The following is a 15,216-nucleotide window of genomic DNA, read 5'->3' on the forward strand; positions in this document are numbered from 1 at the left end:
CCTCGTTTGTTTCTTCAAATATGTATGTATATTCATTATTCTACTGGAATTATTGGTTCCTTACCATAAATTAATTGTCTGATTATTTTATTATGTTCTTATCGATAATTGCGATATACTGATAATAAGCTAAATTATATAATGGAGGTGTCTTATGAACTGGAAATCCTTTTTCCTCGGAGCAACAGTCGGTGTCATTAGCGGCTATGCAGTTAAGGAAATTATTTCACAAAAAGCATATGTATCACCTGAAAAAGTATTAGAATATGTAAAAAAACAATTTGATCAAAATGGACCGATTAGTGGTTCGTGGATACATATGAAAGCGGAACCCTATGAAAAACAGCAAATTCAATATCAAGTTTTTAAAGGCGGTATCTCTAAAAACAATAATGGCTTACATGAGCAATTTGAATTTATTGCTGATGCTTCTACAGGAACCCTTTTGGACGTGAAATCAATTACTCCCGAGCTAATAGAAGAACGTTAAGAAGGGAGCCGTATCAACATAGATACGGCCTTTTCTCTATACTTTCCCCTCTTTTTCACGCTTTATGCTTTTGGTAATCTGACCATCTGCCCCCCATTTTACCGCTCGATAAAAAGCATCGTGATAAAAAGTGAACCAGGCATCATTTTGGATCGCATAGGGAATCCATTTTTCCTTTGCTGCAATTGAATCCATTGGATAATCATCGTACGCCATGACCCATAAGCTATTTTGATGGGCATGTGTCGGCATGATATCTGCCATATGAACTGCCATCTCGCCACCATCTTCAATGATCACAATCGAATGGCCATTACTATGCCCGCCAGTGTGAACCATCGATATCGCGTCTAAGCTCCACTTTTCATCAAATGTAAAGACCTGATTTTCAATAGCTTCCCAATTTTCCTTATAATACGTACTTTTTGATCGGATATTTGGATTTCTCATCTCATCCCATTCGATTTTTGAAGTGACAATCTTTGCATTGGGAAATATCGATATATAATTGTCGCCATTTCGTTTGGTCAGCCCGCCAACATGGTCATTATGCAAATGTGTCATCAGAACATAATCGATCTCTTTCGGTTTTATCCCTAAGCAATTCAGAGATTCTTCCACATTTGATTCAGCCGATACTCCAAAATTCCTTAATTGTTTTTCCGAGAGTTTCCCCCTGCCAAGTCCCGCTTCCACTAGAATATTTTTACCATCCATTTGAATCAGAATTGGATCTGTCGGTAATTCTATCTGGTTCTTTTCATTAGCTGGATACTTTCTTGACCATAAAGGTTTCGGAACAACGCCAAACATTGCCCCGCCGTCTAAATTAGTTATCCCTCCAGATAACCACGTTAATTGAACACTGCCTATTTTTAAAGTTTCCATTTTCTCCCCCCACGTCCTATTTTTCTATATTTTAACACAATTGAAAAAAGACAGCTCCCAAAAAGGAACTGTCCTAAAATTAGTTTTGATATTTTACTTCACAACGGTATATTCGATTTCCCATTTCAGAAAATTTTTGTTCATATTCTGTCATAATATTTCCCTCAAAATCAGCTTTGTGAAGGTCAAGACTGAGATAGGTTAATAATAATCCATAAGCAGAAAAACTCTTTAATGAGTATTCAAACAATCCCTGATTATCTGTCTTAAAGTGAATTTCGCCCTTATCAATCATAATGTCTTCATATGACTTTAAATAGTCCTTATAGGTTAAGCGGCGTTTCTCATGACGGGACTTTGGCCATGGATCTGAAAAATTGAGATAAACCCTGTCCACATCATTTTTTGTAAAATATTTATCTAATTCATCAGCATTTACATTTAAAAGTCTCAAATTAGGTAAATCGGCTTCAATTAACAAGTCCAAAGCAATGACAATGACGCTATCATATTTTTCAATACCAATATAGTTGATATCTGGATTTGCCTTTGCCATTTCGGTAACAAAACGGCCCTTTCCAGTTCCAACTTCAATATGGATCGGTTGATTATTATTAAAAACTTCCAGCCATTTTCCTTTATGCAATTCGGGATTGGCTACGATATATTGTGGATGCTGGTCAATCTTTTCCTTTGCCCACGGTTTATTTCTAAGTCTCATGATGACACTCCTAAAAAAAATTAATTTAATAAAAAACATAACATGCAGTAATTATACAAGCAAGGAGATGCATAAACAAAAAAAGAATTCACAACCTAACTGTGAATTCTTTTTTATTTCACTTGAAAGGGTGTTAACATTGCCATTACAAACTCAAGACCAAGTATCATTACTAAAAGATATCTTAAACAATCATCAAACAGATTGTTGCGGGTCTGTTGCCGAATGTGAACAATTGGAGCGATTAGTGAAATCGCTAATGGTAAATACACAGATTGATCAAAATGTAAAAAGTATTCTACAGGAGGTATATGATTATAGCCAAAACGGCACCTATACGGCAGATTTAGACCAACATATACTCTCTAATCAGGATAATTTATCACAATGGGTTAACAATATTGACTCTTTTTCGTAATTATTCGAGTTTCGCCAGGAAATTCACCCAGTAATCCATTTCTTGAAGGCGATTCTTATTTTTATGCCATTGAATGGAAGATAGGGTTTGAAGCGCCACATACCATTTCATTCTCAGCCTTAAATCGTCTGTTAACGGCTTACCGTACATGACTAACCAGCTTTGCCAGTCTTCTTCAGGCAGGTACCAATAAAGAAGCATACCAAGGTCAATTGCCGGGTCAGCAATCATCGCACCATCCCAGTCAATTAAATACAACTGGTTGTCTTCCGTTAGCAGCCAGTTGTTATGATTGACATCTCCGTGGCATACCACTTTTTCATCACAATAAACATTTGATTTTTCTTCTAATAAAAACCCTATTGCCTTATGTACCGCTGGTAAAGATAATACCTCTTCATCCAATTCTTTCACAACCGAATGAAAAATCGCCTCAGGCTTAAGAGGCTGCTTTTCCAAGCGGCTTAGCATCCCGAGCATTGGCTCAGAGCGGTGAATCTTCTTAAGCATCCTTGCAACGTACTCCTGATTCATATCAATCGGTTTTAGCTCACGGCCTGGTAGCCATTGTTGCGCAGTTATCACATCTCCATTTTCCAATCGCTTAGTCCAAACAAGCTTTGGGACGATGCCCTCTGCGGAAAGAACTGCGAGAAATGGAGAGGAATTACGCTTTAGAAAAAGCTGTTGATCCTTATAGCTTGCATAAAAGGCTTCTCCAGTAGCGCCTCCAGCAGGGACAATATCCCATTCTTGTCCTAGTATATCTTCCAAGTTGTTCACCTTCAATGTATGCCGTTCTAATGGGCTAAGGTAGCCCAACTAGTTATAGATGTATATCCTGTATTGTCCAGGAAATTAAAAAAATCAAAAACACTTAAACAATGTTTATTTTATTATCGTAAAACGTGAAAAAATTAGGGCAACTGAAACCATTACATACAATAGCCACCATGTTAAATTTTATCCCCAATTGGCTTTTTTCGTCAAGTACATCTGATCAAACTATTTTTTTGCTAAAATCGTAAGGGAAACGGGCTCTAAAAAGAATTCTCCCGTTATCTTGCGGTGATTGGAATCAATTCCCACATAATATTTATCTGCTATAACCACCCATTCACCTTCGGGAAGTTGAATTATATGATTTTTATTGAGGGGATTAATTAATAATATTACTTCACTAAACTCATGATCCGGGTTTTGATAGATAAAACCAATTAAAGGTGCTGTTAGCGGCAGACTATTCATACGTGCCCGTATCTCTGCAGCAGTTCTCATTCTGAAACAAGGGAATGTTTTTCTGATTTGAACTAACCCCTTAATATAGTTGACAGTCTCCAAGTACTGCGATTTTCTATCCCAATCAAGTTGGTTAATACTATCCGGGGAACGATAGCTATTTCCTTCTCCCTGCTTCGTACGGAAGAACTCCTGACCACTGTGCAGAAAAGGGATTCCCTGTGATAATAAAACAAGACCCGTTGCCAACCGTTGATGGCTCATCCGTATTTTCTCATCTGCTTCCCCCAGGCAAGACATGAGTTTATCCCAGATTGTATGATTATCATGACATTCTATATAATTCACTGATTGTGAGGGTTCATTGAAAAGCGGATGTTCTTTCTTAATTAGTCCAACACTACCTGCAATCACTTCCATTGCACCAGCATAATAATGTTCGTTTCCTAAGGCATAGCCTTTATCATACAAATAAAATGTATTTCCTTTAATTATATCACGGAAGGCATCATTAAATTGCCCAATTCCAGACAGTTTTGACTGGTTTCGGATAGTTGCCTTTTGATTTACAGGCAGTGGTGTGTTAAGATTCCAGCCTTCACCAATGATGAGCGTTTCCTTTGAAATGCTATCACAAATTCCCCTTACCTCATTCATTGTTGCTGTGTCCAGTATTCCCATTAAATCAAAGCGAAAGCCATCTACATGATATTCCTCCATCCAGAATCGAACGGAATCCAGGATGTATTTCCTTACCATTTTTCTTTCCGATGCTATGTCATTGCCTACTCCAGTTCCATTAGAAGGCAATCCAAACTGATCGTGACGGAAGTAATAGCCAGGGACCAACTTTTCAAAAACAGATTGTTCGCGGATGTACACATGATTATAAACGACATCCATGATGACTCTTAAACCTTGGCTATGAATGTTATCAATTAATTGCTTTAGCTCGATAATTCTAGCATATGGGTCACAAGGGTTTGTCGCATAGATTCCCTCAGGAACATTAAAATGAGTCGGATTATAGCCCCAGTTATATAATTTATTTTGATCTAATTCATCTACGCCCGCAAAATCATTACAGGGCAGGAACTCAATATGAGTAATCCCTAAATCTTTAACGTAGGATAACCCTGTGTTTTCACCATCTTTATTTTTTGTATTTACTTCTCCTGCACCTAGATACAAACCTTTATGTTGCACACCGCTATTAGGGTGAATGGTGAAATCTCTTATGTGAGTTTCATAAATGATGGCATCCACAGCGTGCTTAAATGGAGGTAAAATGGGCTTTTCCCTTTTGGTTTTTTCAAGTTTCACAATAATCCCGACTTCCCCATTAGCTGTTGAGGCAACTGCATAGGGATCTACCGACTCGCGCCATTCCTGATTTATTAGGACGAGAAAGGAATATTGATAAAGCTCTAAGTCACGATGAACTACTAATGACCAAACCCCTCGTTCTTCCCGTTTCATTTTCAAAATTTCAGAAAATGTGCTGTTCGGGAGGCGTAATTTTAACTTTACTTGCGTAGATGTCGGTGCCCAAAGCTTAAAATACGTTTGATTATTTTCGCACCTCACTCCAAGGTCCTGGCCATCATAATAAAATTTCTGATCGAAATCCTCCGTGCGAATCACAGCACCTATTTGAAGGTCTGTCCTTCCACCATGCTCATCAATAATCCAATAGCTCTTTCCAAACTCTATGTCCTCATTGAAACGACAAATATATTTTCTGTTTTTTTCGATTTGAAGCTGCTCATTAATGATTAAGGGTTTTTCATCAGAACCATTTGATAATGCAAAAGTTGCTGACAAGCCCTGATGATAGGAAAGCGGAAGAAGAATCGCAATGATATTCATTTCATCTAAGTAGGCATAAAAATCTCGATTACTGGAAATCATTCGAACCCCTCTCTTTCAAATCAACTTATCGCATCCTTTACCTTCGGTGTTAAAACCTGCACTGCCTTCGAATGAACCTGCATATTTAGCGGTGTAAAACCAATTATTTCACCATCTGCATGGATAAATACTGGTGATTCCGATTGAATGGTAACCATGCTTCCTTGAAAGGTCTCTACTTCTTTGAAATGGATATGCTTACCCCAAAAAACGCTAATAAATACTAATAATAGCTTTATCCTCGATAGGTTATGAACCACAGTAATTTCGAAAATCCCGTCATCTGGCACTGCGTTTGGGGCAATTTTCATTCCACCCCCATAATAAGGCTGATTTGAAACAGTCACAAACCAGGTATTATCAAATAAATGTTTTTTTCCTTCAATTGATAATTCAATTGATGTGCATTTATACGTAAATAACTTTTTCAAAAGAAAATACACATAAATTAACCGCCCCATGGAGAGCTTATTTAAAATTCCCTTCATCCGTGATTGATTCACTGCGTGGGATACTAGTGCATCAAATCCTACACCCATATTATTAATAAAGTAATGTTCAGCATGATCCGTCATTGTCACTTTTCCGGCATCAATAAGGGGTGCATCGCTTTTCATCAATCGAAGCATAACCTGCAGTGCCTCAATAGGGTCAGAGGGGATATGGAACCCCCGTGAAAAATCATTACCAGAGCCTCCAGGTACAAATCCTAGAATGATATTCTTATAGTTTATCATTCCATTCATGACTTCATGCATTGTTCCATCGCCGCCAACAGCAATCATGATTTTCTCCTCATCATTGCTTGCTGCAATTTCTGCAGCAAGACTTTTAGCATGACCAGGATATTCTGTAAAAGTTGCCTGATAAGTAATATTCTCTTCCACTAGTTTATTCTCAAGTTTATCCCAAATTTTCATACAGTATCCATTTCTTGCTTTAGGATTAATAATAAAATAAATTTGTTTCATACAACCAACCTTTAACATAAATTTTCTTTTTAGCTGGGTAATAATTGAAATGCTGTTTTCACTTCGTATTTTGGTGTTTTTTGGAGATGTGTTTGATAGAGAACTACTTCGCTTGCCTTAAAGGTAAGGGGCCCTGGTTGAATTTCTTGCCAGATATCAAGCATATGATTATGAAACGAACCTTCGCCTTCCCATTTTCTCGCTAGGGTAATATGTGGCCGAAATGGCCTCGTTTCAAGTTGAAAACCAGCCTCAAAACACGCATGAAATACCTTTTTTCTTACGTTTTGTAATTCAGGGCTTTCTAGTGTATCTGCCCAAAATATCCTTGGAGAATCTTGGTTGCCAAATATTCCGAGCTGATTAATTTTCAACTCTAAAATATTGGAATGACGTAAGCTTTCATGAACATTCTCATTTGCAAGCCTAAGCTTTTCAACTGGTGCATAGCCGAGAAATGCCAGTGTAATATGCAAATCCTCATAATGTACCCAGCGACTAAATGGGAGTGTTCCCTTTAATTTCTCAATATGACTTTTCAAGATTACTTTCGTTTCTTCTGGGAGCTTAACAGCAAAGAAATAATGTGCTTGTTGTTCCATTGTTCTAGACACTCCTTTTTTTATTTTAGACTATTTTACTCCGCTTGTATGTAATTTACTTAAGGTTGGTTATTTCATATCTTTTACTTTAAGAAAAAACTTATTTATCATAATAATATAATCCATTCAATGAAAGGAAGATTATTCATGAAGGTTGTTAATAATATTGCCGAATTAATAGGGGATACACCGCTTGTAAAATTAAATCGAATAATATCGCCAGATGCTGCCTCTGTTTATTTAAAGCTTGAGTTTTTTAACCCCAGTAAGAGTGTAAAAGACCGGGCGGCTCTCAATATGATTATTGAGGCTGAAAAAGCTGGATTACTAAAAAAAGGGGCAACCATTATTGAGCCAACTAGCGGCAATACCGGAATCGGCATTGCCATGAATGCTGCCGCTCGAGGATATAAGTCGATTCTCGTCATGCCTGACACAATGACACTGGAGCGGATCAATCTCCTGAAGGCCTACGGTGCAAAAGTAGTTCTTACACCTGGAGACGAAAAAATGCCTGGTGCGATAAAAAAGGCGCAGGAGTTGGCTTCAGAGATTGCAGATAGTTTCATCCCAATGCAATTTGAAAATAGTGCAAACCCTGATGCTCACCGCTTTTCTACTGCTCTGGAAATTATTGAAGCGATGAAGCAATTGGGTAAACCGCTTTCTGCGTTCGTGGCAACTGCCGGGACAGGCGGTACCATTACAGGCACGGGTGAACCATTAAAAGAGCATTATAAAAATTTACAAGTCCATGTAGTCGAGCCGAAGGGCTCACCTGTTTTATCGGGTGGAAAACCTGGGAAGCACAAGCTCGTTGGCACAAGTCCCGGCTTCATTCCAAAGATACTTAACCAAGACGTTTACGATAAAATCCATCAAATATCCGATGAACATGCCTATGATATTACGCGAAGATTGGCATGTGAGGAAGGGATTCTCGTCGGTCCATCCTCTGGTGCTGCCTGCTATGCCGCATTAGAGGTGGCAAAGCAATTATCCCCTGACGAGATCGTAGTCTGTATTGCCTGTGACACCGGAGAAAGATATCTTTCAAGTGATTTGTTTCAGTTAGAATAAGAGTGTTAGACGGTTCAAATAGCGAGTATCTGGGGCGCTCCCATCTTACCCAAATTCCAAAATTGCGCCGCTTCGGGCAAATGGGGTTCTCCCATTTTACCCAAATTCCAAAAAGGCACCGCTTCGGGCAATTGGGGCTCTCCCATTTTACCCAAATTCCAAAAAAGGCACCGCTTCGGGCAATTGGGGCGCTCCCATCTTACCTAAATTTGAAAATAGCGTCATTACGGGCAAATAGATAGAGCTCTCCCCATCTAAACTAAATTTCAAAAAGTGCACTATTACATGCACATTGACTAGTTCTACGTACTAAAATTCCTTAAAAAAAGACGTACCATGGCTACTACCCGCCGGTACGTCTCTTTTACTAATAAATTTAGTCTGCCAATTTACCACATTGTTTCTCTATTTCCTGTTGAAACAGCTCTTGTATCTTTCTTGTAACTTCACCCGGTGTCCCATTATTTACTTTATTCCCGCTAATTTCAATCACTGGCATAACCTCAGAGGTTGTGCTTGAAAGGAAAACTTCATCAGCAGTTTCGAGGTCATCTAGTGAGAAAGTTTTTTCTTCAAAAGGAATGTCATTGTCCGAACATACATCCAAGATAACATCCTTTGTAATTCCTTTTAAAATCAAATGATTCGATTCATGAGTCATCACAGCACCATTTTTCACGATATAAATATTCGAAGAACTTCCCTCTGTTACATCCTGCCCGCGATGCTGAATTGCTTCATAGCAGCCTGCTTCTACTGCCTTTTGTTTAGCTAATAAATTTCCAAGCAAATTCAGGCTTTTGATATCACAGCGAAGCCAGCGAATATCTTCTGTTAGGATAGCCTTCACACCAGTATGAAAGCTTTCCTCAGGGCGGCGCACTTCATTTGTATATGCTACCAGAGTGGGTGTCACCTTTACCGTTGGAAACGCATGATTCCGCGGTGCCGTTCCTCTAGTAATCTGCATATAAATTGTTCCCAATTGAAGCTTATTTTTCTCTATTAGTTTTTCAAGCGTTTCTTTCAGCTGTTCAGTCGTGTATGGTATTGAAATGCCAATGCTATCTGCACTTTTAACAAATCGGCTTAAATGTTCATTTGCCGTAAACAATTTACCATTGTAAACTCTAATTACCTCATACACTCCGTCACCAAATTGATAACCACGATCCTCTACGTCAACCTTTGCTTCCGAACGCGGGATAATTTCCCCATTTAATAATGTAAATTTCATTCCCATTTCCCCTTTAGTGGATTATTCAGCTTTTGCTAGTTCATAAATGGCCTGTGCATAAATAGCAGTCGCCTTTAATAAGTCCTCAATATAGATATATTCATCTTTCTGATGGGCAATGTCTGGCCTTCCAGGGAATAACGGACCAAAAGCCACACCAGCTTTTAATGACCGGGCGTAAGTTCCGCCACCAATTGCAATTAACTCGGCCTTTTCTCCTGTCTGTTCTTCATATACCTTTTTCAATGTTTGAATAAGAAACTCTTTCTCATCGACATGGTGTGGCTTTGTATCTTTGAATTTCTCAATCGCAAAGCCCGCTTCTAGCAATAGTTCATCAAGCTTTGCTTTTGTATCTTCCATATTATTTGTAACCGGATACCGGCAGGTCAACCCGATACTGCCGCCAACTGAAGGGGAATAGGAAAGCTTCCCTGGATTAATGGTTAACTCTCCGGAGATATCATCAGTATAAGCGACACCAAGGTTCACACCTCTTGAATCTTCAAAGAAATACTTGGCTAGGAATTGAAAATAATGTGCAGCTTTATCATCTAGACTTAGCTTAGATAAGAACAAGGCTAAATGCAGACCAGCACTTTTTCCTTTTTTCGGTTCCATCCCGTGAGCAGATATACCCTTAACCTCAAAGATCAACTCACCGTTTTCAACATAAGATTTTCCTTCTAGTTCGAATTTCTTAAGAAAATCTGTAAACCTTTGGACTGTATCGATTTGATTGTCTTGAACAACAACACTTGCTTTAGCAAAGTCGGGAACCATATTGTATCTTTTTCCCGAAGTATAATTAATCACTTCAATATTTGCACCTGTATTTTCTATACCCGCTCTTTTTTGAATGATATCAATATCAGCAATGCCTTTTTCCGCATTGATAATCGGAAAATCAGCATCTGGAGCAAAGCCCAATGAAGGCATTTCTTCGTGTTCAAAATAATGATCCACGCAACGCCAATCGCTTTCTTCATCTGTACCAATAATCATTCGCACACGTTTGTTTAGAGGCAGTCCAAGCTCCTTAACAATTTTCATTGCATAATAGGTAGCCATTGTTGGACCCTTATCATCAAGCGCACCGCGAGCAAAAATTTTACCCTCGCGAATTTCAGCTGCATAAGGGTCACTTGACCAGCCGTCACCCTCTGGTACGACATCAACATGACAGAGAATTCCAAGCAATTCCTTCCCTTCACCAAATTCAAGATGTCCCGCTAAATTGCCAACATTTTTCGGAATGAATCCATCCGTTTCACCGAGATTGAGCATAAAGTCAAGTGCTTCCTTCACCCCCTTACCTAATGGTGCGTCTGGAGCAGGGTTCTCTTCGTCTAAAAGACTTTTAATATGTAATAATCCTTGTGTATCTTTAATAAGTGCCTCTTTACGATTTTCTACTTCGTTCATCCAATCAATCTTTGTCAATGAGTGTGCCTCCTATATATTCTTACTATTTTAGACAATATCATTATTGTAGATATCTTACCAATTTTCTTTATAAAAATGAACAAAAGTATTATCAAATTGCACATATACTTGATTGAAATTTTTATAAAATTCAATTAATTAACATATTCTTACCGTTAATGCCCATATACTAGACTAAGAATAGGAAAAGGGAGGTGGAACCGAACGATTTAACAAAGCTGACAAGGAATATTTTGTAAAGCAGGTACTAATGGTGGAAATTTTCAAAAATTCTGGGTACAATATTAATAGACATCTTTAGTATTCACTAACGATAAAGAAAAGGAGTTGTCCGCGGAAAACAAATTTACATACTATCATACAGGCGTCGGTAGCAGGATATTGCCTTAGGTTTGAAAAAAGGATAGGGAGTGGTTCTTTGAAACCTTCGACCAACCGGATGTTAAACCGCATCAAATGTATCTACATGTTTATTCGTAATAATGGAACTGTCACAACACAGGAACTTGTAGAGGAATTTGGTATCACTCCTCGCACCATACAACGAGATTTAAATGTCTTAGCCTATAATGACTTGGTAATAAGCCCAAGCCGCGGAAAATGGACAACAACAGAAAAGAAAGTAAAATTATCATCATAAATAACTGAATAAACAAATTCCAGCAAACTGTACGTGATCCTATCACGTGCTAGTTTGCTTTTTTTAATTTCTATTGAAAATCCCCAAATATATGATATATTAGTATAACACTTTAGCGCTAAAAAGCGTCTAAGTAGAAAAGAAAAAATGTCTACAATACTCTATCAATAGACTGCAAAGGTAGGAGCATCATGGAGAAGAATCAGCAGGAATTAAAAAAAGGTTTACTGCCAAGGCATGTACAGTTTATTGCCTTAGCTGGAATGATTGGTACAGGAATTTTTAAAGGTAGCTCCGATACATTAAATATTGCTGGGCCAAGTGTGGTCTTTACCTATTTAATTGGCGGACTTTTATTATTTATTGTGATGGCGGCATTAGGTGAGATGGCAATCGCCTTTCCCAATAACAATGTACAGCTGCTTCTAAATAAGGCTTTCGGCTTCCGAATTTCGTTTATAACCGGATGGCTTTATTGGATTAACTGGACAATTGTCACTGTTGTTGAATTACTGGCTGCAGGGAGCTTCTTGCAATTTTGGTATCCGTCCGTTCCACTCTGGCTTTTAAGTCTTTTTTGTGCAGCAGTGATTATCGGAATTAATTTAACTCAAGTAAAGTATTACGGTGAACTCGAGTTTTGGTTTGCAGGAATAAAAATTGTCGCATTAATTGCTTTTATTGCTTTGGGATCATTAATCATCTTTGGTATCTTTCCAAGTAACATTGAAGATCCGTTATCAAACTATACTGCTCACGGCGGATTTTTCCCGCATGGGGTCAGCGGAATGATGAGTGCATTTTTAGTAGTAATGTTTTCATATGGCGGGGCTGAACTAATCGGTGTCGCTGTAACCGAGACAAAGGATGCTGGGCGAGTTATACCTAGTATCATAAAGGGTGCTGTATGGAGAGTAATTATCTTTTATATTTTCCCGATTTTAATTATTTGCGGAATTATGCCGTGGGATAAGGTCACAGGTGTTGATAGTCCTTTTGTACAGGTTTTTAGTTTATCCGGTTTACCTGGTGCTGCACATATAATGAATTTTGTTTTGTTAACGGCTGTACTTTCAGCCGCAAATTCTGGCATCTATGCAACATCCAGAACACTTTATTCTATGGGAAAAACAGGAGTAGCGCCAAAGCGTTTAGCTAAAATTTCTAAAACTGGCATTCCCTTAATAGGAATACTCATCGCTACAGTATCTATTTTAATCGGGGTCTTCTTAGCTTACATGAGCCCTGATCAAGTCATAAGCTATCTTATGACAATTCCAGGGTTTACAATCATGTTAATCTGGATTGGAATTTGTTCAGCACAATTAAAGCTTAGGTCACAATATAAACAACAACCAGCTTTCCGAGTAAAATGGTTCCCATTCACCACGATTTTTGCCATTTTAGCATTAAGCATGATCTTTATCGGGTTTATGCTAAGTCCGAATAACCTAATTGGTTCAACCGTTTGTTTGATAATAGTAGGAATCTTGGTTCTTCTTTCCTTTGTCGTGAAGAATAACAGGACAGCTATGAAGTAATAGATCAGGTTGTCCCAAAAGTATAAATTTTAGCGGCACCCCTTTTTTTGTGTCGCTCTATGTAATTTGTCTGTTGATTTCTGCTCCGGGCGCTTCGCTTTCCGCGGGCGGTCCGGGGAGCCTCCTCGTCGCTTTGCTCCTGCGGGGTCTCCCCTGCCCCGTCCTCCCGCAGGAGTCTTCGCGCCCTCCTCTCCAATCAACAGAGTTGAAAAAAATTTCAAAGTTAACCCAAAAAGTAAGGAGTAACATAAAGCTGACTCAAAAGTGATGTCATTTAACAACCTTTTGAGTCAGCCTCCTTTGAGTTATATTAACCGCCTCCACCGTTTCCGGCAGCACTTTGTTTACGCTTTATTATTGCATTTATCCCCATCACCATTGCAATTAGTTCCTCATTGGAGATATGACTAGAATAATTACTCAATTGATAGGCCGGTGAGGCAAAAAAACCACTTACCTTTTCAAACTTTCCAACCAGATTAGATTGTTCATCGGTAATATCATATTCACGAGAGAAGGCTTCACCTTTAATTTGAAAAACTCCACGGCCATAGGCATCGTATTCATATTTTTTGGCTAAAAAGGTCAGTTTCGCTTTTAGAACACCGATCTCCTGTTCATTCGCATCATAAATCTGCCACTTATTACTAAAAAAAGGGAACTTACCGCTAACCACTGTCCTTCCATTGGTATCTAGTACATCAATACTGGAAGAAAAAGCACTTTTTAAATCCAATTCACCAATGTTTTCTTTTAAACTATTATATATTTCCGTCCTACCTGTCGAAAAGAAGTTATCTTTAAAGTAGAGCACTTTTTTATCGCTCATCATCATCCACCCCCGAAGAAGTCCCATTTCTATAAATACGATTTCTACGGGTAAAAAGTTTCATCAGTGGTGGTGTTATTCGTCTTTAAATAGTTCAAAGTGAAATCTTATGAATTGTGCCACTCCAGTTGATGCCAGTTCATGAATGATTCTTAAACTATTCGAAGCCATATAAAAAAGCAGCTTTATTTTTAGTAAAGCCGCCTTTTCCTCCTTTTGGCAATGATCCGACGACATAGTAGCACGATCATAATAATTGTCATTTTATTGGACGATGTTTTTCCCATAGAAGATTTCATCCATCTCTAGCTTTAATCTCTCAGTGATTTCAATATGCTCGTCAGGATGCAAGGATTCTTTAGTATAGCCAAATAAATAGTTATTTAAGTCAAATTCCCGTAATTTACATTTCGTATGAAAAATATTTTCTTGATACACATTTACATCAATCATATCAAATAATTCGCCCACATCGTCTGGAATATAGTTTTGAATCGAACTAATTTCATGATCAATAAATAATTTGTGACCCGTTTTGTCGCGCGTAAAACCACGGACCCGGTAATCAATCGTCATCACATCCGTCTCAAACGAACGTATAAGATAATGCAGTGCTTTTAGCGGAGATATCTCACCGCATGTTGATACATCGATATCTGCCCGAAAAGTACTAATCCCCTCATCTGGATGAAATTCAGGGTATGTATGAACGGTGATATGACTCTTATCTAACTGCATAACAACAGACTCCGGCAATGGCCCAGGTGACTCTTCAAATGATTCTGAAGGAGCATCTTCCACCGCTCCTTCAGACACCAACATAGTGACACTGGCACCTGCGGGCTCAAAATCTTGGCTTGCAACATTTAATACATGAGCACCAATAATTTCCGATACGTGTTTTAATATATTCTGCAATCTTTCTGCACTGTATTCCTCATCAATATACTTTAAGTAGGCTTCTCGTTCTTCCTTATTTCTTGTAAAACAAATATCATACATATTAAAACTCAATGATTTGGTCAGGTTATTAAAGCCATGTAATTCAATGTGCTGTTCGTGTGTAAGTTTCATGACTACTCCCCCTTAAACAGGCTGTAAATATTTTTAGATTACCCCGTTTTGTTCCATGTTAGTTATTTTTGTTTAAAATCACATTAACGAATAAACACTTTCCTTATTTATAATTATTATTATTTAGTA

The 15,216-nt window shown here is 38.2% G+C and carries 15 protein-coding genes; 5 read left to right on the top strand and 10 right to left on the bottom strand.

Translation table 11 applies throughout. The annotated features are described in order from the left end of the window. Positions 1–154 precede the first annotated feature (154 nt). A complete protein-coding gene (locus NSS81_RS06180) occupies positions 155–490 on the top strand; it encodes a hypothetical protein (RefSeq protein WP_342432662.1) in 336 nt (111 codons plus the stop codon). A gap of 36 nt (positions 491–526) precedes the next feature. Here NSS81_RS06180 and NSS81_RS06185 read toward each other — a convergent pair whose 3' ends face one another. Next, the gene (locus NSS81_RS06185; protein WP_342432663.1) at positions 527–1,378 is read right to left on the bottom strand and encodes an MBL fold metallo-hydrolase; all 852 of its coding nucleotides are present in this window, start codon (positions 1,376–1,378) and stop codon (positions 527–529) included. A gap of 79 nt (positions 1,379–1,457) precedes the next feature. Further along, positions 1,458–2,099, bottom strand: a complete 642-nt coding sequence (gene trmB / locus NSS81_RS06190) for a tRNA (guanosine(46)-N7)-methyltransferase TrmB (protein ID WP_342432664.1) — start codon at positions 2,097–2,099, stop codon at positions 1,458–1,460. A 139-nt stretch (positions 2,100–2,238) separates the two neighbouring features. Here trmB and NSS81_RS06195 point away from each other — a divergent pair, with 139 nt between their 5' ends. After that, complete coding sequence (locus NSS81_RS06195) at positions 2,239–2,517, top strand: YtzH-like family protein (protein ID WP_342432665.1); 279 nt, start codon at positions 2,239–2,241, stop codon at positions 2,515–2,517. Here NSS81_RS06195 and NSS81_RS06200 read toward each other — a convergent pair whose 3' ends face one another. From NSS81_RS06200 to thpR, 4 genes are all read right to left on the bottom strand, one after another. Beyond that, a complete protein-coding gene (locus NSS81_RS06200) occupies positions 2,518–3,291 on the bottom strand; it encodes a phosphotransferase family protein (protein ID WP_342432666.1) in 774 nt (257 codons plus the stop codon). A 231-nt stretch (positions 3,292–3,522) separates the two neighbouring features. Next, complete coding sequence (gene pulA / locus NSS81_RS06205; RefSeq protein ID WP_342432667.1) at positions 3,523–5,667, bottom strand: type I pullulanase; 2,145 nt, start codon at positions 5,665–5,667, stop codon at positions 3,523–3,525. 20 nt (positions 5,668–5,687) lie between these two features. After that, positions 5,688–6,638: a diacylglycerol kinase family protein gene (locus NSS81_RS06210; protein ID WP_342432668.1), complete on the bottom strand. Its 951-nt coding sequence runs from the start codon at positions 6,636–6,638 to the stop codon at positions 5,688–5,690. Between the two features lie 29 nt (positions 6,639–6,667). Beyond that, positions 6,668–7,240 (bottom strand): RNA 2',3'-cyclic phosphodiesterase, encoded by a 573-nt coding sequence (gene thpR, locus NSS81_RS06215; protein WP_342432669.1) that lies wholly within the window; start codon positions 7,238–7,240, stop codon positions 6,668–6,670. A gap of 147 nt (positions 7,241–7,387) precedes the next feature. Here thpR and cysK point away from each other — a divergent pair, with 147 nt between their 5' ends. After that, positions 7,388–8,320, top strand: coding sequence for a cysteine synthase A (cysK, locus tag NSS81_RS06220; RefSeq protein WP_342432670.1), 933 nt, complete (start codon positions 7,388–7,390; stop codon positions 8,318–8,320). Positions 8,321–8,696: 376 nt separating this feature from the next. On the opposite strand, the gene dat is transcribed toward cysK, so the two are convergent. Together dat and pepV are read right to left on the bottom strand one after the other, a co-directional pair. Then, the gene (gene dat / locus NSS81_RS06225; protein WP_342432671.1) at positions 8,697–9,557 is read right to left on the bottom strand and encodes a D-amino-acid transaminase; all 861 of its coding nucleotides are present in this window, start codon (positions 9,555–9,557) and stop codon (positions 8,697–8,699) included. 21 nt (positions 9,558–9,578) lie between these two features. Continuing rightward, a complete protein-coding gene (pepV, locus tag NSS81_RS06230) occupies positions 9,579–11,000 on the bottom strand; it encodes a dipeptidase PepV (protein WP_342432672.1) in 1,422 nt (473 codons plus the stop codon). A gap of 421 nt (positions 11,001–11,421) precedes the next feature. Here pepV and NSS81_RS06235 point away from each other — a divergent pair, with 421 nt between their 5' ends. Beyond that, complete coding sequence (locus tag NSS81_RS06235) at positions 11,422–11,643, top strand: DeoR family transcriptional regulator (RefSeq protein ID WP_075689623.1); 222 nt, start codon at positions 11,422–11,424, stop codon at positions 11,641–11,643. A gap of 191 nt (positions 11,644–11,834) precedes the next feature. Then, positions 11,835–13,184, top strand: a complete 1,350-nt coding sequence (locus NSS81_RS06240) for an amino acid permease (protein WP_342432673.1) — start codon at positions 11,835–11,837, stop codon at positions 13,182–13,184. A 310-nt stretch (positions 13,185–13,494) separates the two neighbouring features. On the opposite strand, the gene NSS81_RS06245 is transcribed toward NSS81_RS06240, so the two are convergent. Then, positions 13,495–14,040 carry an LURP-one-related family protein gene (locus tag NSS81_RS06245; RefSeq protein WP_342432674.1) on the bottom strand — a complete coding sequence of 182 codons (546 nt, stop codon included), beginning with the start codon at positions 14,038–14,040 and terminating at the stop codon, positions 13,495–13,497. 237 nt (positions 14,041–14,277) lie between these two features. After that, positions 14,278–15,087: an adenosylmethionine decarboxylase gene (gene speD / locus NSS81_RS06250; protein ID WP_342432675.1), complete on the bottom strand. Its 810-nt coding sequence runs from the start codon at positions 15,085–15,087 to the stop codon at positions 14,278–14,280. Positions 15,088–15,216 lie beyond the last annotated feature (129 nt).

The sequence above is a fragment of the Neobacillus sp. FSL H8-0543 genome, assembly GCF_038592905.1.
GTDB lineage: Bacteria > Bacillota > Bacilli > Bacillales > Cytobacillaceae > Neobacillus.

Coding starts and splice junctions, on each gene's coding strand:
- NSS81_RS06180 (WP_342432662.1), top strand. CDS start 155: ATGAACTGGAAATCCTTTTTCCTCGGAGCAACAGTCGGTGTCATTAGC.
- NSS81_RS06185 (WP_342432663.1), bottom strand. CDS start 1,378: ATGGAAACTTTAAAAATAGGCAGTGTTCAATTAACGTGGTTATCTGGA.
- trmB (WP_342432664.1), bottom strand. CDS start 2,099: ATGAGACTTAGAAATAAACCGTGGGCAAAGGAAAAGATTGACCAGCAT.
- pulA (WP_342432667.1), bottom strand. CDS start 5,667: ATGATTTCCAGTAATCGAGATTTTTATGCCTACTTAGATGAAATGAAT.
- NSS81_RS06210 (WP_342432668.1), bottom strand. CDS start 6,638: ATGAAACAAATTTATTTTATTATTAATCCTAAAGCAAGAAATGGATAC.
- thpR (WP_342432669.1), bottom strand. CDS start 7,240: ATGGAACAACAAGCACATTATTTCTTTGCTGTTAAGCTCCCAGAAGAA.
- cysK (WP_342432670.1), top strand. CDS start 7,388: ATGAAGGTTGTTAATAATATTGCCGAATTAATAGGGGATACACCGCTT.
- dat (WP_342432671.1), bottom strand. CDS start 9,557: ATGAAATTTACATTATTAAATGGGGAAATTATCCCGCGTTCGGAAGCA.
- NSS81_RS06240 (WP_342432673.1), top strand. CDS start 11,835: ATGGAGAAGAATCAGCAGGAATTAAAAAAAGGTTTACTGCCAAGGCAT.
- NSS81_RS06245 (WP_342432674.1), bottom strand. CDS start 14,040: ATGGGACTTCTTCGGGGGTGGATGATGATGAGCGATAAAAAAGTGCTC.
- speD (WP_342432675.1), bottom strand. CDS start 15,087: ATGAAACTTACACACGAACAGCACATTGAATTACATGGCTTTAATAAC.